The 18,329-nt window shown below is 64.5% G+C and carries 19 protein-coding genes; 1 reads left to right on the top strand and 18 read right to left on the bottom strand.

Annotated elements, in window-relative coordinates; all coding sequences use genetic code 11:
- Positions 1-126 precede the first annotated feature (126 nt).
- Positions 127-2,013 (bottom strand): ABCB family ABC transporter ATP-binding protein/permease, encoded by a 1,887-nt coding sequence (locus AAIH46_RS08175; protein ID WP_430305343.1) that lies wholly within the window; start codon positions 2,011-2,013, stop codon positions 127-129.
- Between the two features lie 146 nt (positions 2,014-2,159).
- Positions 2,160-4,049 (bottom strand): LysM peptidoglycan-binding domain-containing protein, encoded by a 1,890-nt coding sequence (locus tag AAIH46_RS08170; RefSeq protein ID WP_430305341.1) that lies wholly within the window; start codon positions 4,047-4,049, stop codon positions 2,160-2,162.
- Positions 4,050-4,202: 153 nt separating this feature from the next.
- Here AAIH46_RS08170 and AAIH46_RS08165 point away from each other — a divergent pair, with 153 nt between their 5' ends.
- Positions 4,203-4,823, top strand: coding sequence for a TIGR00730 family Rossman fold protein (locus tag AAIH46_RS08165; RefSeq protein WP_430306519.1), 621 nt, complete (start codon positions 4,203-4,205; stop codon positions 4,821-4,823).
- A gap of 45 nt (positions 4,824-4,868) precedes the next feature.
- Here AAIH46_RS08165 and AAIH46_RS08160 read toward each other — a convergent pair whose 3' ends face one another.
- The 16 genes from AAIH46_RS08160 to AAIH46_RS08085 all read right to left on the bottom strand — a co-directional run bounded on the left by AAIH46_RS08160 (position 4,869) and on the right by AAIH46_RS08085 (position 18,298).
- The gene (locus AAIH46_RS08160; RefSeq protein ID WP_430305339.1) at positions 4,869-5,198 is read right to left on the bottom strand and encodes a DHCW motif cupin fold protein; all 330 of its coding nucleotides are present in this window, start codon (positions 5,196-5,198) and stop codon (positions 4,869-4,871) included.
- A gap of 25 nt (positions 5,199-5,223) precedes the next feature.
- Complete coding sequence (rarD, locus tag AAIH46_RS08155) at positions 5,224-6,138, bottom strand: EamA family transporter RarD (RefSeq protein ID WP_430305337.1); 915 nt, start codon at positions 6,136-6,138, stop codon at positions 5,224-5,226.
- A 158-nt stretch (positions 6,139-6,296) separates the two neighbouring features.
- Complete coding sequence (gene cimA, locus AAIH46_RS08150; RefSeq protein ID WP_430305335.1) at positions 6,297-7,913, bottom strand: citramalate synthase; 1,617 nt, start codon at positions 7,911-7,913, stop codon at positions 6,297-6,299.
- Positions 7,914-7,951: 38 nt separating this feature from the next.
- Positions 7,952-8,911 (bottom strand): prolyl aminopeptidase, encoded by a 960-nt coding sequence (gene pip / locus AAIH46_RS08145; protein ID WP_430305333.1) that lies wholly within the window; start codon positions 8,909-8,911, stop codon positions 7,952-7,954.
- A gap of 2 nt (positions 8,912-8,913) precedes the next feature.
- On the bottom strand, positions 8,914-9,375 hold the full coding sequence (locus tag AAIH46_RS08140) for a GFA family protein (RefSeq protein ID WP_430305331.1): 462 nt from the start codon (positions 9,373-9,375) through the stop codon (positions 8,914-8,916).
- Positions 9,372-9,869, bottom strand: a complete 498-nt coding sequence (locus AAIH46_RS08135; protein ID WP_430305329.1) for a GFA family protein — start codon at positions 9,867-9,869, stop codon at positions 9,372-9,374. Before AAIH46_RS08135 ends, AAIH46_RS08140 begins: the two co-directional genes overlap by 4 nt.
- Entirely contained in the window at positions 9,866-10,264 is a 399-nt protein-coding gene (locus AAIH46_RS08130) for a type II toxin-antitoxin system VapC family toxin (RefSeq protein ID WP_430305327.1), read from the bottom strand. Before AAIH46_RS08130 ends, AAIH46_RS08135 begins: the two co-directional genes overlap by 4 nt.
- A 14-nt stretch (positions 10,265-10,278) precedes the next feature.
- Positions 10,279-10,530: an antitoxin gene (locus tag AAIH46_RS08125; RefSeq protein ID WP_430305325.1), complete on the bottom strand. Its 252-nt coding sequence runs from the start codon at positions 10,528-10,530 to the stop codon at positions 10,279-10,281.
- 56 nt (positions 10,531-10,586) lie between these two features.
- Complete coding sequence (gene cysS / locus AAIH46_RS08120; protein ID WP_430305323.1) at positions 10,587-11,975, bottom strand: cysteine--tRNA ligase; 1,389 nt, start codon at positions 11,973-11,975, stop codon at positions 10,587-10,589.
- Positions 11,976-12,238: 263 nt separating this feature from the next.
- Positions 12,239-13,126 (bottom strand): DMT family transporter, encoded by an 888-nt coding sequence (locus AAIH46_RS08115; protein WP_430305322.1) that lies wholly within the window; start codon positions 13,124-13,126, stop codon positions 12,239-12,241.
- A 46-nt stretch (positions 13,127-13,172) separates the two neighbouring features.
- The gene (locus AAIH46_RS08110) at positions 13,173-13,913 is read right to left on the bottom strand and encodes an SDR family NAD(P)-dependent oxidoreductase (protein ID WP_430306518.1); all 741 of its coding nucleotides are present in this window, start codon (positions 13,911-13,913) and stop codon (positions 13,173-13,175) included.
- A 73-nt stretch (positions 13,914-13,986) separates the two neighbouring features.
- Positions 13,987-15,477 (bottom strand): amidophosphoribosyltransferase, encoded by a 1,491-nt coding sequence (gene purF / locus AAIH46_RS08105; RefSeq protein ID WP_430305320.1) that lies wholly within the window; start codon positions 15,475-15,477, stop codon positions 13,987-13,989.
- 141 nt (positions 15,478-15,618) lie between these two features.
- On the bottom strand, positions 15,619-16,215 hold the full coding sequence (locus tag AAIH46_RS08100) for a CvpA family protein (protein WP_430305318.1): 597 nt from the start codon (positions 16,213-16,215) through the stop codon (positions 15,619-15,621).
- A 124-nt stretch (positions 16,216-16,339) separates the two neighbouring features.
- On the bottom strand, positions 16,340-17,743 hold the full coding sequence (gene radA, locus AAIH46_RS08095; RefSeq protein WP_430305316.1) for a DNA repair protein RadA: 1,404 nt from the start codon (positions 17,741-17,743) through the stop codon (positions 16,340-16,342).
- Positions 17,744-17,747: 4 nt separating this feature from the next.
- Positions 17,748-18,029, bottom strand: a complete 282-nt coding sequence (locus tag AAIH46_RS08090) for a type II toxin-antitoxin system RelE/ParE family toxin (protein WP_430306517.1) — start codon at positions 18,027-18,029, stop codon at positions 17,748-17,750.
- An 11-nt stretch (positions 18,030-18,040) separates the two neighbouring features.
- Entirely contained in the window at positions 18,041-18,298 is a 258-nt protein-coding gene (locus AAIH46_RS08085; protein ID WP_430305314.1) for a type II toxin-antitoxin system ParD family antitoxin, read from the bottom strand.
- Positions 18,299-18,329: the final 31 nt, after the last annotated feature.

Raw genomic sequence — 18,329 nt, 5'->3', positions numbered from 1 at the left:
TGAGCGGTAAATATTGGCAGCAGATTGCAGCAGGTAACGCCCGGTGCCGGTGATGTCGGCTGAGGAGATGAAGAGAAACGCAGCGGCAGGCGCTCTCTCGAGCACCGCCGGAGTGGCCCAGATGCCTCAATTTGCCGGCGTCTTGCGCACCACGACGCCCATGTCGTCGCTCTCGCGGACCTGGCGCAGATGTTCCTCCGCCTGCGTCGCTTCGCGCTGGCGGTTCCACATGGAGGCATAAAGCCCATTGCTCTCGAGCAGTCCCATATGGGTCCCGCGCTCGGCGATCTGGCCGTCGCGCAGCACGATGATTTCGTCGGCATTGATGACCGTCGACAACCGGTGAGCGATGACCAGCGTCGTACGGTTTTTCGACACCACGTCGAGCGCCGCCTGTATTTCCTGCTCGGTGGTCGTGTCGAGCGCCGAGGTCGCCTCGTCGAGAATGAGGATCGGCGGCGCCTTCAGGATGGTGCGGGCGATTGCCACGCGCTGCTTTTCGCCGCCAGACAGCTTCAGGCCGCGCTCGCCGACCATGGTCTCGAAGCCGTCCGGCAGGCTGGTGATGAAGTGGCCGATTTGCGCCACGTCGGCCGCCGCCAGCATCTCGTCCTCGGTCGCCGAAAGCCGGCCGTAGCGGATGTTGTAGGCGATCGTGTCGTTGAACAGGACGGTATCCTGCGGCACCATGCCGATCACCGCGCGCAGGCTCTTCTGGGTGACGTCGCGAACATCCTGTCCGTCGATTGCGACCGAGCCACTTTGTACATCGTAGAAGCGGTAGAGCAGGCGGGAAATGGTGGACTTTCCGGCCCCCGACGGGCCGACGATTGCCACCGTCTTGCCGGCCGGCACTTCGAAGGAGATGCCCTTCAGGATCGGCCGCTCCGGGTCATAGGCGAAATGCACGTCCCTGAACGAGATGCTGCCGCGGTCGATCGATAGCGGCGCGGCGCCCGGCCTGTCCACCACTTCGGCTTCGACCTCCAGCAGCTCGAACATCTGCTCGATGTCCGTCAGGCCCTGGCGGATTTCGCGGTAGACGAAGCCGATGAAGTTGAGCGGCACGGAAAGCTGGATCAGCAGGGCGTTGACGAAGACGAAATCGCCGATCGTCTGCTCGCCGCGCTGTACCGCCAGCGCCGACATCACCATCATCACCGTGGTGCCGAGACCGAAGATCAGGCCCTGGCCGAAGTTCAGCCAGCCGAGCGAGGTCCATACCTGCGTCGCCGACTTCTCATAGCGCGCCATGGAGGTGTCGAAGCGCGTCGCCTCCATGTCCTCGTTGCCGAAATACTTGACCGTTTCGAAGTTAAGCAGCGAGTCGATCGCCTTGGTGTTGGCGTCCGTGTCGCTGGCATTCATCGAACGGCGGATGCCGATGCGCCAGTCGCTGGCGCGGATGGTGAACCAGATATAGGCCCAGACGGTGACCGCGGTGATCGCCACATAGGTGAAGCCGTAGGAGTACCAGAAGATGATCGCCGTCAGCAGGAACTCGACGAGCGTCGGCACCGAGTTGAGGATGGTGAAGCGGACGATCGTCTCGATGCCCTTGGTGCCGCGCTCGATGATCCGCGACAGGCCGCCGGTCTTGCGCTCCAGGTGGAAACGCAGCGATAGCCGGTGCATGTGGACGAAGGTGCGATAGGCGAGCTGGCGCACCGCATGCTGGCCGACCGAGGCAAACAGCGCGTCGCGCAGCTGGTTGAGGCCGAGCTGGATGATGCGCGTCAGGTTGTAGGCGATGACCAGTGCCACGGCGCCGAGCAGGAAGGCTGGCAGCAGCCCCACCATGTCCAGCCGGCCGTTCAGCGCATCGGTTGCCCACTTGAAGAAGTAGGGAACGCCGATCAGCACCAGCTTGGCAACGAACAGGAAGAAGGTGGCCCAGACGACCCGGGCCTTGAGGTCGCGGCGGTTGCTCGGCCACATGTAGGGCCAAAGGTTCACCATCGTTGCCAGCGGATTGCTGGAATCCGCCGAAACCGTCTTCTTGCTGTCTGCCATGATGGGTCTCCGGAAGCCCTGAGCACATAGGCCGGTCGGCGCCGCTTTGCAAATGAAAGGCCGGTCTAAGTGTCCGGGTCATCGGAAAAAGCAAAAGGGCGCCGCAAACGACGCCCTTCCACAGGGATGAATATGAGGGCTGACCGTCAGCTCTTGTTGAGCCGCCGATGCATCTGCTCGGCTTCGCCGTTCGGCATCGCATCTTTCGGCAAGCCAAAGATCTGACCCGGTTCGATCAGGTTGGGATTGTTGATCTGATCCTGGTTGGCGATGTAGATCGTCGTGTAGCGGACGCCCTGGCCATAGATGCGCCGCGAGATCTGCCAGAGCGTATCGCCGCGGCGGATGATCACCGATGCGGCCTCGCTCTGCGTCAGCGGCGCCTGGGCGATGGTCTTTGGTGCAGTGGCGGCACCGTCTGCCGCCGGCTGGCCCGTCGTCGAACCGGCAGCCGGATCGACCGCCTGTGCAGCCGCGAGCGTCTCGGGCAGCGGTGCTACCGCACCGTCCGGCAAAATGGGGCCGATCGTCTTGGCGATCATGTCGCGAACCGACGGCAGACCTGCGCCGAGGCCCGCCACGTCGCTCGGCAGAGCCTCGAGCGCGGCCAGTGCCGCAGCGGCGTCCTTCGCCGTCCGTTCGACGATCAGACCGGCATTCTGTTCGGCACCGGCGGCAAGCCGGTATTCGGTGAGCGAGCGAAGCGCAATGGCGGTTGCCGAGCGGGCTGCCGCCACCTGTTCGGCGGACGGCGTTGCGCCATCGGCGTAGAGGTTGCTCAACAGCTGGAAGGCGCGCGAGACGTCGGTGCGCAGACGGTCGAAGGCGCCCTGGTCGATCGGTGCCAGTCCGGCGGTGCCGGCCTGCGGGGTCGCCACAGCCGCCACCTGTTCGCCGGCCGGTCGGTCGAACGGAACCTCGACGCGCAGCATGACCTCGCCGGCAGGGCCGATGTGGTCGACGGCGATGCGGTGCTGTCCGACAGGCAGCGTCTGGCGACCCTCGATGACGAAGTGGCCGTCGGTGCCAGCCTGCGCCTCGCCGACGGCAGTGCCGTCCGCATAACCGCGGAGCTTGGCGCCCGGGCGGCTGATGCCGGCGATGAAGATGCGGTCCCCCTCGATCTCGACGGCGCTCACCTGAAGATCCGGCGCGCCGGCAGCCGGTGCCGCCTGCGGGGCGGTGCCAGCCGTATTGGCCGCCGCCGGTGCAGACGCGGTCTCGGTCGCCGGAGCAGTTGCGGTGGTCGTGGAGGGAGCGCCTGCGGAAGGCGCCGCCGGCTGACCGGGCTTCGCGGCATCTTGCACCTGCGGTGCCACGGCTGCGGCATCCTTGCCGGCAAGCGCTACGCGTTCGGTCTTGGCCCCCGCGCCGGCGCTCGGCATGGCGATGATGCGGCTTGCGGTGCCCGGCTTGGTGACCATGGCGAGCAGCTCGCCATCCTTGGTCATCGGCACGGAAACGGTGGCGATCTCTTCAGAAATCACGGTGCGGCCGTCCGCGGACGTCGCCTTCAGCACCAGCTGATGGTCACCAGGCGGCAACGGCGCGTCAAGAATTGCGACGAACTCGCCGGCGGTATCTACGTGGCTGGCGGCAACCGTGCGGGCCTGATCGGCCACTTCGAGCTTGGCCTTGGGTTCGGCCCGACCGGCGATGACCGCCGACCCATCGGGCTCGACGCGCAGCACGTCGAAGGTCGGCACCACGAGTGCCGTCTTCGCCGTTTCTGCGGCGGGCGCGACGGCCGTTCCTCGTGTCGTGGGGGAGGGCAGCGTGGCGGAGCCGGCGGCAGTCTGGCTATCGGTCTTCGGAGCGGCCTCTCCAGGCGCTGCTTGACCCGCAGCGGGTTGAGCGGCCTGACGCACCGCATCGGCGCTCTCTGTCGGTGCCGGGGTGGCGGAACCCGCCGCAACCGGCGCCTGGCCTGCAGGCTGCTCATCCTTCGACAGCCGCGGCATCACGAAGAAAACCATCAGTACCGTTGCGATCGCGAGTACGGATAGTGCGAGCCAGCCGGCACGATTCTTGATCATCAGACCTCTCCAGACGGAACTCCGTCGATGACAATGGAATTACAGCTTTCACCACTCGTTCACAAGCTTGCCCGCGGGTTTCCGCTTGCCCGAAGCTTGATTTCCCGTCACTTTTACCGGTCGGGCGATGATGAACGGCGCCCTTCATGACATCTGACGGAGAATTTTGTGTCGATTCGATCCATCTGTGCTTACTGCGGCTCGCAGCCCGGCCGCGACCCGGCCTATGTGGCTGCCGGCCGGACCCTCGGCAAATCAATCGCCGACCATGGCCTGCGACTCGTTTACGGCGGTGGCACCAAGGGCATCATGGGCGCCGTGGCCTCGGGCGTGCTGTCGGGCGGCGGTGAGGTAACCGGCATCATTCCGGAATTTCTTGTCGACATGGAGGCGACCCGCCATTCGCTCAGCCAGTTGAACGAGCTCATCATCACCAAGGACATGCACGAGCGGAAGCACGCCATGTTCGAGCGCTCGGATGCCTTCGTCACCCTGCCGGGCGGCATCGGCACGCTGGAGGAGATCGTCGAGATCATGACCTGGGCGCAGCTCGGGCGGCATCGCAAGCCGATGGTGTTTGCCAATATCGGCGGCTTCTGGGATCCGATGCTGGAACTCGTCGACCACATGCGCGCCCAAGGGTTCATCCACAACGCGGCGCTTGTGCAGCCGCTGGTCATCGACCGGATCGAGGATATCGTCCCGGCGATCCTTGAGGCCTGGGGCAATGCGCCGACCGAGGAAGGCGAGGAGGCGGTCATCGCCAAGCTCTGACCCCGCAATCTGGAACCAACCTCGACGTCGGTCTACGGGCCGGCGTCAGTCGACGATGAACAGTCTTGCGCCGACGCTGGTGGAGGAGCGGTGGGGCTCGGCCTTGTCGGCCACCTGATAGCTCATGCCCGGCTTCAGCACGAAGATGCGGCCGTCTTCGAGCTCGGTCGTCAGTTCGCCGTCGAGGCAGAGCAGGATGTGGCCCTTCTCGCACCAGTGGTCGGCGAGATAGCCGGGCGTATATTCGACCATGCGCACGCGAATGTCGCCGAAACGCTGCGTCCGCCAGACGGCGATGCCGCTCTCGCCCTGGTGTTCGCTCCGTTCCACCTGGTTCCAGTCGGTGGTGCCGAAGGGAATATCGTTGATCTGCATCCGTCTTGTCCTTGTTCTTACCCCGTCAGCGCGACCGGTAGTTCTTCAGCATCGACCAGCTGTAGAGCGCAAGCGCCGTCCAGATCAGCGCAAAGGCGGAAAGCTTGATCGGGTTCATCGCCTCGTGGAAGATGAACACAGCGATCAGGAAGACGATGCTCGGGGTGATGTACTGCATGATGCCGATCGTCGACAGCCGGAGGAGCTTGGCCGCATTGCCGTAGATCATCAGCGGCACGGCGGTGGTGATACCCGCCGCTGCCAACAGCCAGACATCGGACGTGGTGCCGTTGAGAAGATGGCCGGTGCCGGTTGCTTCGAGATACAGGATGTAGGGCACCGCCGGCACCGACAGGATCGCCACTTCGAGGAAGAAGCCCTGGTTCGGTCCAACGGGCAGCGTCTTGCGCAGGAGCGCATAGAAGCCCCAGCTGAAGGTCAGCGTCAGCGAGATCCACGGCAGGCGGCCGGCCTCGAAGGTCAGGATCGCTACCGCCACGAAGGCCAGCGCGATGGCGACTTTCTGGGTGGTCGCCAGCCGCTCGTTGAGCAGCATCGCGCCGAGCATGATGCTGAACAGCGGATTGATGAAGTAGCCGAGGGCGCCCTCGACCGTCTGGCCGGAGCCGACCGCATAGACATAGGTGCACCAGTTGACGGTGATCAGCGTCGCTGTCACCGCCGCCATCACCAGCGTGCGCGGCGAGCGCAGCGCCGTTTTGAGGTCGCCGGTCCGGCCGGTGATCAGCAGGATCAGCGCGGCAATCGGCACCGACCAGACGACCCGGTGCGCCAGCACCTCGAAGGGCGAGATGTGCGCCAGCGCCTTGAAGTAGAGCGGCAGGAAGCCCCACATGCAGTAAACGGTCAGCGCATAGGCAAAGCCGCGCGGTTGATCGGCCGTCTGGACCGCGGGGGAAGCAGCGCTGTCTGTCGCCATGGGGGTCGCCTTTCGATGATTCGCGCCCTCCATAGGCCGGAACGAAGGCTTGCGCCAATTCATTCGTCTGGTGCTTGCATCAACATCGTTCATCCGATCCGCCCGTGCAGGCTGAGATCAGTCGAAGGTCTGCATGTCGATTAGACGCGCCGTGCGGTTCACTCCGCCGCCAGCCGTCCGGCCATGTGACGGTTCTTCATCAGCTTGTAGATGATCGAATCGATCAGCGCCTGGAACGAGGCGTCGATGATGTTTTCCGAGACGCCGACGGTCCACCAGCGGGTGCCGTCGCCGTCCATGGATTCGATCAGAACGCGGGTGATCGCCTCCGTCCCGCCGTTGAGGATGCGCACCTTGTAGTCCACCAGTTCGAGGTCTTCGATCTCGCGGTTGAACTTGCCGAGATCCTTGCGCAGCGCAAGGTCGAGCGCGTTGACCGGCCCGTCGCCTTCCGCCACCGACATGATCCGCTGGCCGTCGATGACGAGGCGCACGACCGCTTCCGAGACGGTCTTCATCTGGCCGTTGGCGTCGAACCGGCGCTCCACCATCACCCGGAAACCGTCGATGTCGAAGAAGCTCGGGATGGTCCCCAGCGTCCGGCGCGCCAGCAGTTCGAAGCTCGCATCGGCGCCTTCGTACGCATAGCCCTGCGCTTCACGCTGCTTGACGATCGAGATCAGCGTATCGAGCCGGCTATCGTCCTTCGCCACCTCAATGCCGCGCCGCTTCAGGGCGTTGAGGAAGTTCGCCTTGCCGCCCTGGTCGGACACCATCACCTTGCGGAAATTGCCGACGCTCTCCGGCACCACGTGCTCATAGGTGCGCGGGTCCTTGAGCAGCGCCGAGGCGTGGATACCGGCCTTGGTCGCAAAGGCAGACGCGCCGACGTAAGGGCTCTGATGATTGGGCGAGCGGTTGAGCAGCTCGTCAAAGGCGTGGCTGAGCTGCGTCAGCTCGGTCAACCGCTCGGCATCGATGGCCGTTTCGAACCGCGACGAATAGGTCTCCTTCAGCGCCAGCGTCGGGATTAGCGTCACCAGGTTGGCGTTGCCGCAGCGTTCGCCGATGCCGTTCAGCGTGCCCTGGATCTGCCGCACACCGGCTTCGACGGCGGCCAGCGAATTGGCGATCGCCTGTCCTGTATCGTCATGCGCGTGGATGCCGAGCGCGCTGCCCGGGATTCCGGCGGCGATGACGGCCGAGACGATGTCGCGCACCTCGTTCGGCTGGCTGCCGCCATTGGTGTCGCAGAGGACGACCCAGCGGGCGCCCGCCTCGAAGGCGGTCCGGGCGCAGGCGAGAGCGTAGCCCGGATTGGCCTTGTAGCCGTCGAAGAAGTGCTCGCAGTCGATCAGCGCCTCGCGACCGGAGGCGGTGACGGCCTCGACGCTCTCGCGGATAGACTGGAGGTTTTCTTCATTCGTGCAGCCGAGCGCCACGCGCACGTGATAGTCCCAGCTCTTGGCGACAAGACAGATGGCATCGGTCTTCGATTGCAGCAGTGCCGCAAGACCCGGATCGTTGGCGGCCGAAATGCCCGCTCGCTTGGTCATGCCGAAGGCAACGAACTTTGCCTTGCGGGTGCGTTTTTCAGTGAAGAAGGCGGTATCGGTGGGATTGGCACCGGGATATCCGCCCTCGACATAGTCGATGCCGAACTGGTCCAGCAGCCGGGAAATGGCGATCTTGTCCTCGACCGAGAAATCGATGCCGGGCGTCTGCTGCCCGTCACGCAGGGTCGTATCGAAGAGATGAATCTTTTCCCGTGTCATGTCGGTGCCTCCCAGCACGCTATGCATTGCCCGAGCCTTCAGTTCTTGCCGGCGAACCGGTCCGTGGCACGGATCAGCTGGTCGAGAATGCCGGGCTCCAGATAGGCGTGTCCGGCACCTTCGATGAGGTGGAACTCCGCCTTCGGCCAGGCCTTGTGCAGCATCCAGGCATATTTCGCCGGGCAGGGCATGTCGTAGCGGCCATGGATGATGACGCCCGGAATGTCCTTCAGCTTCACTGCATCGCGCAGCAGCTGTCCTTCCTCCAGCCAGCCGGCATGGACGAAGAAGTGGTTCTCGATGCGGGCGAAGGCGAGCGCATAGTCAGGCTCGCCGAAGCCACCGGAATAATCCGGGTTCGGCAGAAGCGTGATCGTCTCGCCTTCCCAGGTGCTCCAGGCGAGCGCTGCGCGCACCTGCTCGTCGCGGTCGTCACCGGTCAGGCGGCGGCGGTAGGCGGCCATCATCTCGTGACGCTCCTCCTGCGGGATCGGCGCCTGGAACCGCTCCCACTTGTCGGGGAACATCTCCGACACGCCGAACTGATAGTACCAATCGAGCTCCGCCCGGGTCAGCGTGTAGATGCCGCGCAGCACCAGTTGCGACACCCGCTGCGGATGCGTCTCCGCATAGGCGAGCGCCAGCGTCGAGCCCCAGGATCCGCCGAACACCAGCCACTGCTCGACGCCCATCATCTCGCGCAGCCGCTCGATGTCGGCCACCAGATGCCAGGTGGTATTGGCTTCGATCGAAGCATTCGGGGTCGACTTGCCGCAACCGCGCTGATCGAACAGGATGACGTCGTAGAGATGGGGATCGAACAGCCGCCGCTGGGTGGGGCCGATGCCGCCGCCGGGGCCTCCGTGCAGGAACACCGCCGGCTTGGCGCCGCGGGTGCCGACCCGCTCGAAGTAGACGCTGTGTCCGTCGCCGACGTCCAGGAAGCCGGTCTCGTAGGGTTCGATTTCGGGATAGAACCCGCGCAGGTCAGCGGTCATGCTCATTCGTCCTTTGGCGGCCACTCGGCCGTGTCGTGATCGGGATGCTGGTAGGACACCATCTCGGTTGCGTCGAGGCTCTGTGCGGCAGGCGGCTTGTCAAACAGCGTTTCGACCCAGGGCAGGCGCTTGTCGTGGTTCACCTGCACCTGCGGTTCCAGCAGCTCAGGCTGGTCGAACGCGCCGATGGTGATCTCGACGCCGCCCGGATGATGATAGGTGAGCGGCGTGCCGCAGCGGTTGCAGAAGCCGCGCTTCACCTTCGCCGAAGAGCGAAACAGGCTGGGCTGGCCGCGCGTCCAGGTCAGATGCGCCTGGTCGGCGGTGACGAAGGCGCCGAAAAAGCCGCCGGACGCCTTCTGGCACATGCGGCAGTGGCAGATCGACGGGCGGCCGAGCTTTTCCGCCCGGAACCGCACCGCACCGCACTGGCAGCCGCCGGTGAAAACGCCAGTCATGGTCATGGCTGCCCATCCTTTGCCGACCGGTCATTCGGCGGCCATTCTGGCGTGTCGTGGTCCGGATGCTGGTAGGAGACGAGATCCGCAAGGAACGGCTCGTCCTGTAGATCCTCTTCAGTCCGGCGCGACGGCAGTTCGTGCAGATGGTCGACGAAGCCGATCTTGCCTTCGGCGCCGAACTGCAGGGTCGGCGCCACGCTGGAGGGATCGTCGAAGGCCCCGGCGGCGATCGCTATTCCGTCCGGCGCCTCATAGGTCAGCGGCGTGCCGCAATCGCCGCAAAAGCCACGCGACACGACGTTGCTGGAGCGAAAAATCTTGCGCTCGCCGCGCGTCCACTGGAAGTCGACCTCGCGCACCGAGACGAGCGGCGCGTAATAGCCGCCGAACGCCTTCTGGCACATGCGGCAGTGGCAGATCGACGCGCGGCTGATCTCTCCCTCTGCCCGGAAGCGGATCGCGCCGCACTGACATCCGCCGGTGTAGATCTGGGTCATGCGGATTCCTCCAGCCAGTTTTCCAGCGTCAAACCCGGTACCCGGGAAAACTCGCGCGTGTTGTTAGTGACGAGTACCATGCCCAGAGATCGTGCATGGGCGGCGATAAACAGATCGCCCCAGCCGATGATCTCTCCCCTCATCTCGAGATGGGTCCGGATCGCCGCGTAATGAACCGTCGCCTCTGCATCGTAAGACACGATGCTGATGCGACTGAGCACGGCTTCGACCCGCTCGACCAGCTTTTGGGATCCCTTCTTTGCAGCTCCGTAGCGCATCTCGGACGCGACGATCGCGCTTGTGCAGATGAGGTCGTGCCGGAATTTGTCGATCTGCGCTGCGAGCTTGCCGAACGGATTGCGCAAGGCATCCGAGAGGATGTTCGTATCGAGCATGAAGGCCGCTTCGGTCAAAGATCCACGTCCCGGGGCGGCGGTCCCTTTTCATCAAAGTCGAAATTGAGATCCTCGTCACTCAGACGCGGCTGGGCCTGAAGCCACCGGATAAGGTTTTCTTCATTTGGCCTGGCTGGCTCTAGAATGATCCGGTCGCCCTCCTTGCGCATGACGGCCTCTTCACCTGTCATCTCTAACTCGGCAGGAATGACCACGGCCTGTTTTCCGCCATTGCGGAAAAACTTCACATGATGTTCGGCACCCATGCTGTCCTCCTTGATCACTCTTGGCAGCCTATGCTTCGCTGTGTGAGGCAGCAAGCCTACCGCTTCATCTCCCAGGTCGTCACCCGCTCGCCGCTTGCCGGATCCTTGCCGTCCCTCAGCTGGATGCCCTTGTCGGCAAGCTCGTTGCGGATGCGGTCGGCCTCGGCAAAGTTCTTCGCCTTCAGCAGTTCCAGGCGCATCTCGACGACGGCATCGATGCCCGCCGCCACCGCGTCGTCGACCTCCGTCTGCTTCGGCAGCAGGCCGAGAAGCGCGGCAGAGCCGGCAAACCGGCGCCGCGCGTCGGCATCCGAATGAGACGCCTGCGCCAGCCCGTGCAGCGCCTGCACGGCCGCGACGGTATTGAGATCGTCGGCGAGCGCATCGAGCACACTTTCGCAGGGCCGCGCGTCGTCGTCCGGCTCGACGACCGGCCATCTGGAGATCAGCCGTTCCGCCTCTTCCAGCCGCTTGACCGAAAAGTCGATCGGTTCGCGGTAGTGTGTCATCAGCATGGCGAGCCGCAGCACTTCGCCCGGCCATTTCCGGCCGCCGAACTTGTCGGTCTCCAGCAACTCGTTGATGGTGACGAAATTGCCCTCGGACTTCGACATCTTGCGGCCTTCCACCTGCACGAAGCCGTTGTGCATCCAGAAATTCGCCATCACCTCGGTGCCGTGGGCGCAGCGCGACTGGGCGATCTCGTTTTCGTGGTGCGGGAAGATCAGGTCCAGCCCGCCGCCATGGATGTCGAAGACCTCGCCGAGGTAGCGACCCGCCATGGCGGAGCATTCGATGTGCCAGCCGGGACGGCCGCGGCCCCAGGGGCTGTCCCAGCCCGGTTCGCTGTCGCTGGACGCCTTCCACAGCACGAAGTCGCCGGGGTTTTTCTTGTGCGCGTCGACGGCGATGCGGGCGCCGGCCTGCTGCTCGTCGAGCGGCCGCTTGGACAACTGGCCGTAATCGGCCATCGAGCGGGTGTCGAATAGCACTTCGCCTTCGGCCGCATAGGCATGGCCGCGCTCGATCAGCCGCTCGATGATGTCGATCATCTGCGCAATGTTGTCGGTGGCGCGCGGCTGGATGCTCGGCTCCAGGCAGCCGAGTGCTGCAGCGTCGGCCTGGAACTGGCGCTCGGTGCTGTCCGTCACGGCGCGGATCGCCTCGTTGAGCGGCAGGCCCGGATAATCCCGTAGTGCCCGTGCGTTGATCTTGTCGTCGACGTCGGTGATGTTGCGGGCATAAGTGACGTGCGCGTCGCCATAGACATGCCTCAGCAGCCGATAGAGCACGTCGAAGACGACGACCGGCCGGGCATTTCCGATATGGGCGAAATCGTAGACCGTCGGCCCGCACACATACATGCGCACGTTCTCGGGATCGATGGGCTGGAACGGCGCCTTCTGGCGGGTCAGCGTGTTGTAGAGCTTGAGCGTGAGGCTCATCGAGGTGTCTCCCGGAATGCACTGTAACCGGCCGGACCGGTTCTGTGTCTTCTTTCGGACTTCGAGAGACGAGAACGGCCGGCCAGCGAAAGCTAGCGAATAATCTTCCCGCAGATGATGCAGAGGGCCGTGTTCATGGCAAAGGTTATGGCGCGCAACGCGCGGCTGGTCAAGGGAGGGCAAGGGTGCACCATCCAGCTGCGCCAGATGTGCGGCAAATAAATTCCCCGGTCGGCGGGCAGGCGATAGCTGCGTCTCTTGCCTTACGGAGAAACCGGGATCTTGTCCCTGGCCGGCACGAGGCCGAGCACCAGCGCGCAACCGGCGATGATCACCACGCCGCCGATGATCTGTACCAGCGTCAGCGGTTCGTCGAGCACGGTTGCACCGACGAGGACGGCGACCAGCGTGACGACGAACTCGACGCTGATTGCCCGCGTCGCGCCGATGCTGGCGACGAGACCGAAGTAGAGGACGTAGGTCAGCGCGCTCATCAGGCCCGCCAGCGCAATCAGGTAGACGTAGTCCAGCAGCTGCGGAATGCCGGGCACCGGCACCGCGGCAAGCAGCGGCAGGATCATCAGCCCGCCGGCCAGGAACGCACCGATCGTTACCTCCCACGGCCCGGTCGTCGACAGGTGACGGCTGGCGTGGTTGCTGCCATAGGCGGCGGAGAAGGTGGAAAACAGCATTGCTGCGCATCCCAGCAGGAACGGCGTGGTCACCGGGACGGCCGGGAAGCCGACCAGCATGATGAGCCCGATCGTGCCGAGCGCCAGTCCGGCCACGCGTGTCGGCGTGATCCTCTCAAGGCCCCAGGCCTGCGAGATGACCATGGAAAACAGCGGGATCGATGCAACGAAGATCGCCGCCATGGCCGTACCGATCCGCGGCATTGCGTAGGAAAGGCCGATGAGCTGGCCCGCCACCGTCGTCGCGCCGACCACGGCCAGCGCCGTCCAGTTCTCTGGAAAGTCGAGGCGGCGCCGCGTCACCCGCGCCAGGACGAGCAGGATGGCTGCGGCGATGAAGCAGCGGAAGGTCACCGCGCCGACCCAGCCAAATGCCTGAACCACCTTCAGCAACAGCAGGAAGGAGAGGCCCCAGGCGACGGCCAGACAAAGGTAGGCGGCAAGATCGCGCGGGCGCATGCGGAAATCCGGTGATGGAGGAGGGCGGGCGGCCGGTCTGGTCTGGCTATTCCGGCAGGCGGTAGTCGACGAACTTGTTTTGCCGGACGACAAACAGCCGGCCGGTCTCGGTCATCTCCGGTCCGCAGAGCGGCAGAAGCTTTTGCGCCACTTCCGAGGGATGCGGCAGGTCGGCAGGATCTTCGCCCGGCATCGCCTGCGCCCGCATCGCGGTGCGGGTGGCGCCCGGATTGACGTTTATGACCCTGAGCTTCGATTGCTTCGTCTCCGCAGCCCAGGTGCGGCCAAGCATCTCGACGGCGGCCTTGGAGGCAGCATAGGCACCCCAGAAGGCGCGCGCATCGGTGGCGACGCCCGAAGACAGGAGCAACGCACGGCCCGCGTCTGATCTCAGCAGCAGCGGTTCGACCGAGCGGATCAGCCGCCAGGTGGCCGTGACGTTGGTCAGCATCACCTTGTCGAAGACTTTTGCCTCGATGTGACCGACCGGCGAGATGACGCCGAGGATGCCGGCATTGGCGACGAGGATGTCGAGCTTGCCCCAGCGCTCGAAGATCGAGGCGCCGAGCTTGTCGATCGCTGCCATGTCGGTGATGTCGAAGGGTACGAGCGTGGCGCTGCCGCCGGACGCCTGGATGGCGTCGTCGAGCTCTTCAAGCCCGCCGACGGTGCGGGCGCAGGCAATCACATGCGCGCCAGCCTTTGCCAGTTCCAATGCGGTAAAGTAGCCGATGCCCCTCGACGCGCCGGTGACCAGCGCGATCCTGCCCTTCAGATCCGTCATTATCCGTCCCGTTGCCCCTTCGGCGTGAGCGCCCATGCAGGCGCCCGCGCGCGATCTCCCTCAGCCGTTTGCTCGATCAGCCGTTGCTGGCCATCACAGCCAGCTTGCGTCCCACCGGTTCGCCATCCTTGTCAAGCAGGCGGGTCGGATAGTCACCGGTGAAGTAGTGGTCGGTGAACTGCGGGCGCGCCGGATTGCGCGGCTCGCCGCCGACGGCGCGGTAGAGGCCGTCGATCGACAGGAAGGAGAGGGTATCGGCGCCGATATAGCGGCACATGGCTTCCGCGCCGTCATACTGGTTGGCCAGCAGCTTTTCCGCATCGGGCGTGTCGATGCCGTAGAAGTCCGGGTAGAAGATCATCGGGCTGGCGACGCGCAGGTGGACTTCCTTGGCGCCGGCATCGCGGATCATCTGGACGATCTTCAGCGAGGTCGTGCCGCGGACGATCGAATCGTCGACCAGCACGACGCGCTTGCCCTCGATCATCGCCCGGTTGGCCGAGTGCTTCAGCTTGACGCCGAAGGCGCGGATCTGCTGCGTCGGCTCAATGAAGGTGCGGCCGACATAGTGGTTGCGGATGATGCCGTATTCGAACGGAATGCCGCTTTCCTGCGCGTAGCCGAGGGCAGCCGGCGTACCGCCGTCCGGAACCGGCACGACGACGTCAGCCTCGATCGGGGCTTCCTTGGCAAGGTTGATGCCCATGTTCTTGCGCGCGACGTAGACGCTGCGGCCGCCGACGACCGAGTCAGGCCGGGCGAAGTAGACATATTCGAACAGGCAGAGCCGCTCCGGCTGGGAGCTCGTCGACTTGCGGGAATCGATGGTGATCGAGCCGTCCGGCTGGATCTCGCAGATGATGACTTCGCCGTTTTCGACGTCGCGGACGAATTTGGCGCCAATGATGTCGAGCGCACAGGTTTCCGAACAGAAGATCGGCTTGCCATCGAGGTCGCCCATCACTAGCGGCCGGATGCCCGTCGGGTCACGCGCGGCGATCAGCTTGGTGCGGGTGATGCCGAGCATCGAGTAGCCGCCTTCCATCTGCCGAATGGCATCGATGAAGCGATCGGTGGTCGAGGCGTAGCGCGAGCGGGCAATGAGATGCAGCACGACTTCGGTATCGGAGGTCGACTGGCAGATGGCGCCGCCGGCGATCAGCTGGCGCCGCAGCGTCAAGCCGTTGGTAAAATTGCCGTTATGGGCAACGGCGATGCCGCCGACTTCCAGTTCGGCAAACAGCGGCTGGACGTTGCGCAACGCGACCTCACCGGTCGTCGAGTAGCGGGTATGGCCGATCGCCATGTTGCCCGGCAGCTTCGCCAGCGTCAGCGGGTTGGTGTAGTGGTCCCCCACCAGGCCCATGTGCTTTTCCGTGTGGAACTGCTGGCCGTCGAAGGAAACGATGCCGGCCGCCTCCTGACCGCGATGCTGCAGCGCGTGCAGGCCAAGTGCCGTGAGCGTCGCCGCATCGGGATGCCCCAGAATGCCGAAGACGCCGCATTCCTCGTGCAGCGTATCGCCGTCCAGTTCATCGGAAATATCATGAGCAACCGGCTGATTCATGTCTGCAGGTCCTTGCGCTGTCTCAGTGTCGATAATGGGAAGAGGCCGGAAGGGCGTGCGGGTGACGCCTGCTTCCGGCCTCTCGAATTGCCTATAGCATATCTGGGAATGCTTGAGAGCCCTTACAATCGCAACTTAGCGTCAATTGTTTGTCACACCTGGCGCCGGAGCCGGTGCCTCGTCGGAGGGGGCGGGCTCGGTGCCGGTGGCCGGGGCCTCATCGCCATGGCCCAGAATGCGGGCGCGGATCTGCGGCTCGATATCCGTCGGCAGCACGGCTTCCAGCCGGCCGACCAGCGTGTCGAGGAAGGGCTTGGACTTTGCCTGGGTGATCCATTCCGGCTGCGACCGCACGTCGACCAGCCAGTTCCAGAAGGCGACGGCGACGACCAGCAACAGGATGCCGCGGGCGGCGCCGAACAGGAAGCCGAGCGTCCGGTCGAGCGCGCCGATGCTGCTGTCGATGATGAAGTCGGCGATGCGGGTGGTGATGAAGGTGATGACGATCAGCGCGATGAGGAAGATCAGGCCGGCCGATGCGGCAAGCGCGATCTTGTCGTCGTTGGTGTAGTTCTTCGCATAGGGCAGGATGACCGGGTAGAGATAGTAGGCCGCGGCGATCGAGCCTGCCCAGCTGGCGATCGACAGCACCTCGCGGGAGAAGCCGCGGACCATGGCGAGCACCGCCGAGAACAGTGTGACGCCGAGGACGATGCCGTCGAAAATCGTGATGGGCATGGGATGATCTAACTCCAAGACTGGCCCGGCAAAGCCGAAAGGTGATCTGGTGATGGCGTCGGACATAACCCCGCCGCTCGCCGTATGGCGCACTCCTTACAACAGCGGCGTCGCCGGGAAAAGATCAATCCTCCTGCGGCGGCGTCCCCAGCTTCCTCGCCGAGCCGGCAATGGTGACGACCAGATCCGGAAGTCCTTCGATCTTGCTCCAGCGCTTCTCCCCGCCTTTCGGGATTTCCGCCGAGGAGGCGGGCAGCATGGCCGAGGTGAAGCCCAGCTTCTCGGCCTCCTTGAGCCGCTGCGCCGTCTGCGACACGGGCCGCACGGCGCCCGACAGGCTGACCTCGCCGAAATAGACGCATTCAGGGGGCAGCGGTACGCCGGCAAGCGACGAAACCAGTGCCGCGGCAACCGCCACGTCGGCTGCCGGCTCGGAAATCCGGTAGCCACCGGCCACGTTGAGATAGACGTCATGGCTGCCGAGCTTGACGCCGCAATGCGCCTCCAGCACCGCAAGGATCATTGACAGGCGCGACCCGTCCCATCCGACGACGGCGCGTCGCGCCGTGCCGAGCGAGGTGGGGGCCACCAGCGCCTGCACCTCGACGAGGACCGGCCGCGTTCCCTCCATTCCCGCAAACACTGCGGCACCTGGTGCCTTGGCATTGCGCTCGCCGAGAAACAGTTCGGATGGATTGGTCACCTCGCGAAGGCCCTTGTCCGACATCTCGAAGACGCCGATCTCGTCGGTCGGGCCAAACCGGTTTTTCACCGTGCGCAGGATGCGGTAATGATGGCCCCGGTCGCCCTCGAAATAGAGGACCGCATCGACCATGTGCTCGACGACGCGTGGCCCGGCGATCTGGCCCTCCTTCGTCACATGCCCGACCAGCACCATGGCGGCGCCGGTCTGCTTGGCGAAACGGATCATTGCCTGCACGCCGGTGCGCACCTGGGTGACGGTGCCGGGCGCCGAATCGGCGGTATCGCTCCACAGCGTCTGGATCGAATCGATGATCACCAGGTCCGGCCGCTTGCCTTCGCCGATCGTTGCCAGGATGTCCTCCACATTGGTCTCGGCCGCCAGCAGCACGTCGGAAGAGGCAGCGTCCAGCCGCTGGGCACGCAGCCGCACCTGGGCGACCGCTTCTTCGCCAGAGACGTAGATGATCCGGTGGCCACGCCGCGACAGCGCTGCCGCCGCCTGCATCAAAAGCGTCGATTTGCCGATGCCGGGATCGCCGCCGATCAGCACGGCCGAGCCCCGCACGAAGCCGCCGCCGGTCGCCCGATCAAGTTCGGAAATGCCGGTGTAGATGCGTGGTGCTTCCTCTGTCTCGCCCGACAGCGTGGTGAGGGCCACGGCGCGGCCCTTCTTCGGCACCTTGCCGGGGCCGCCGCCGATGCCGCCCATCGGATCTTCTTCGACGATGGTGTTCCACTCGCCGCAGCCATCACACTTGCCGGCCCAGCGGTTGTGCACGGTGCCGCAGTTCTGGCACACGAATTGGGTCTTGGTCTTTGCCATGAGGTCAGTCTTTTATGTCGGTGAAATGATCAGGCGAAATGTCCTGGTGGCCGTGCAGGACGCGCAGAATGATCACCTGTTCCGGTGTGGTTCGGAAGTAGATGCAGCGCCGACGAAACGGCAAGGCCTTCAGTCCAGGGCGGAGATCGTCACGCGGAACTCCTGGGAAACCACTCGCGGCGATCCAATCGATCTTGTCGGTTATCTGGCGGATGAACCGGGCAGCTGCGTTCACATCCTCTTGACCGATGTAAACGAACATGGCGAGGAGGTCCTGATCTGCCAGCGGAGTATAAACTAGCTCCTTCGGTTTAATAGGCGCATCCCCCGATCGATGATCGAATCGGCGACCGCCTCGGCACTGGCGAAACGTACTGTGTCGCCTGAAGCCACTTGAGCGTCGGCAGCATCGATCATCTCGCGGATGTGCTCATCGTCGCGATCGAGCAAGCGAAGGCCTGCCCTAACGACGTCTTCGGCACTTCTATAAGCACCCGTACGCATCTTGCTCTCGATGAACGCGCGATCTTCATCGCTCAACTGGATCTCGGCCATTTCGATCTCCTTTTGTTCTCTTATAGCGCGG

The sequence above is a fragment of the Rhizobium sp. 0TCS1.26 genome (assembly GCF_050455525.1).
Taxonomy (GTDB): Bacteria; Pseudomonadota; Alphaproteobacteria; order Rhizobiales; family Rhizobiaceae; genus Neorhizobium.
The sequence above is the reverse complement of the archived record's forward strand: the minus strand, read 5'-3'. Positions and strand labels throughout refer to the sequence as shown.

Bases quoted from the DNA above. Each gene is read 5' to 3' on its own strand.
- AAIH46_RS08135 (WP_430305329.1), bottom strand. From the start codon at position 9,869: ATGACCCAGATCTACACCGGCGGATGTCAGTGCGGCGCGATCCGCTTC.
- AAIH46_RS08130 (WP_430305327.1), bottom strand. From the start codon at position 10,264: ATGCTCGATACGAACATCCTCTCGGATGCCTTGCGCAATCCGTTCGGC.
- rarD (WP_430305337.1), bottom strand. From the start codon at position 6,138: ATGGCGACAGACAGCGCTGCTTCCCCCGCGGTCCAGACGGCCGATCAA.
- radA (WP_430305316.1), bottom strand. From the start codon at position 17,743: ATGGCAAAGACCAAGACCCAATTCGTGTGCCAGAACTGCGGCACCGTG.
- AAIH46_RS08170 (WP_430305341.1), bottom strand. From the start codon at position 4,049: ATGATCAAGAATCGTGCCGGCTGGCTCGCACTATCCGTACTCGCGATC.
- cimA (WP_430305335.1), bottom strand. From the start codon at position 7,913: ATGACACGGGAAAAGATTCATCTCTTCGATACGACCCTGCGTGACGGG.
- AAIH46_RS08115 (WP_430305322.1), bottom strand. From the start codon at position 13,126: ATGCGCCCGCGCGATCTTGCCGCCTACCTTTGTCTGGCCGTCGCCTGG.
- AAIH46_RS08160 (WP_430305339.1), bottom strand. From the start codon at position 5,198: ATGCAGATCAACGATATTCCCTTCGGCACCACCGACTGGAACCAGGTG.
- AAIH46_RS08125 (WP_430305325.1), bottom strand. From the start codon at position 10,530: ATGGGTGCCGAACATCATGTGAAGTTTTTCCGCAATGGCGGAAAACAG.
- cysS (WP_430305323.1), bottom strand. From the start codon at position 11,975: ATGAGCCTCACGCTCAAGCTCTACAACACGCTGACCCGCCAGAAGGCG.
- AAIH46_RS08140 (WP_430305331.1), bottom strand. From the start codon at position 9,375: ATGACCATGACTGGCGTTTTCACCGGCGGCTGCCAGTGCGGTGCGGTG.
- purF (WP_430305320.1), bottom strand. From the start codon at position 15,477: ATGAATCAGCCGGTTGCTCATGATATTTCCGATGAACTGGACGGCGAT.
- AAIH46_RS08100 (WP_430305318.1), bottom strand. From the start codon at position 16,215: ATGCCCATCACGATTTTCGACGGCATCGTCCTCGGCGTCACACTGTTC.
- AAIH46_RS08175 (WP_430305343.1), bottom strand. From the start codon at position 2,013: ATGGCAGACAGCAAGAAGACGGTTTCGGCGGATTCCAGCAATCCGCTG.
- AAIH46_RS08085 (WP_430305314.1), bottom strand. From the start codon at position 18,298: ATGGCCGAGATCCAGTTGAGCGATGAAGATCGCGCGTTCATCGAGAGC.
- pip (WP_430305333.1), bottom strand. From the start codon at position 8,911: ATGACCGCTGACCTGCGCGGGTTCTATCCCGAAATCGAACCCTACGAG.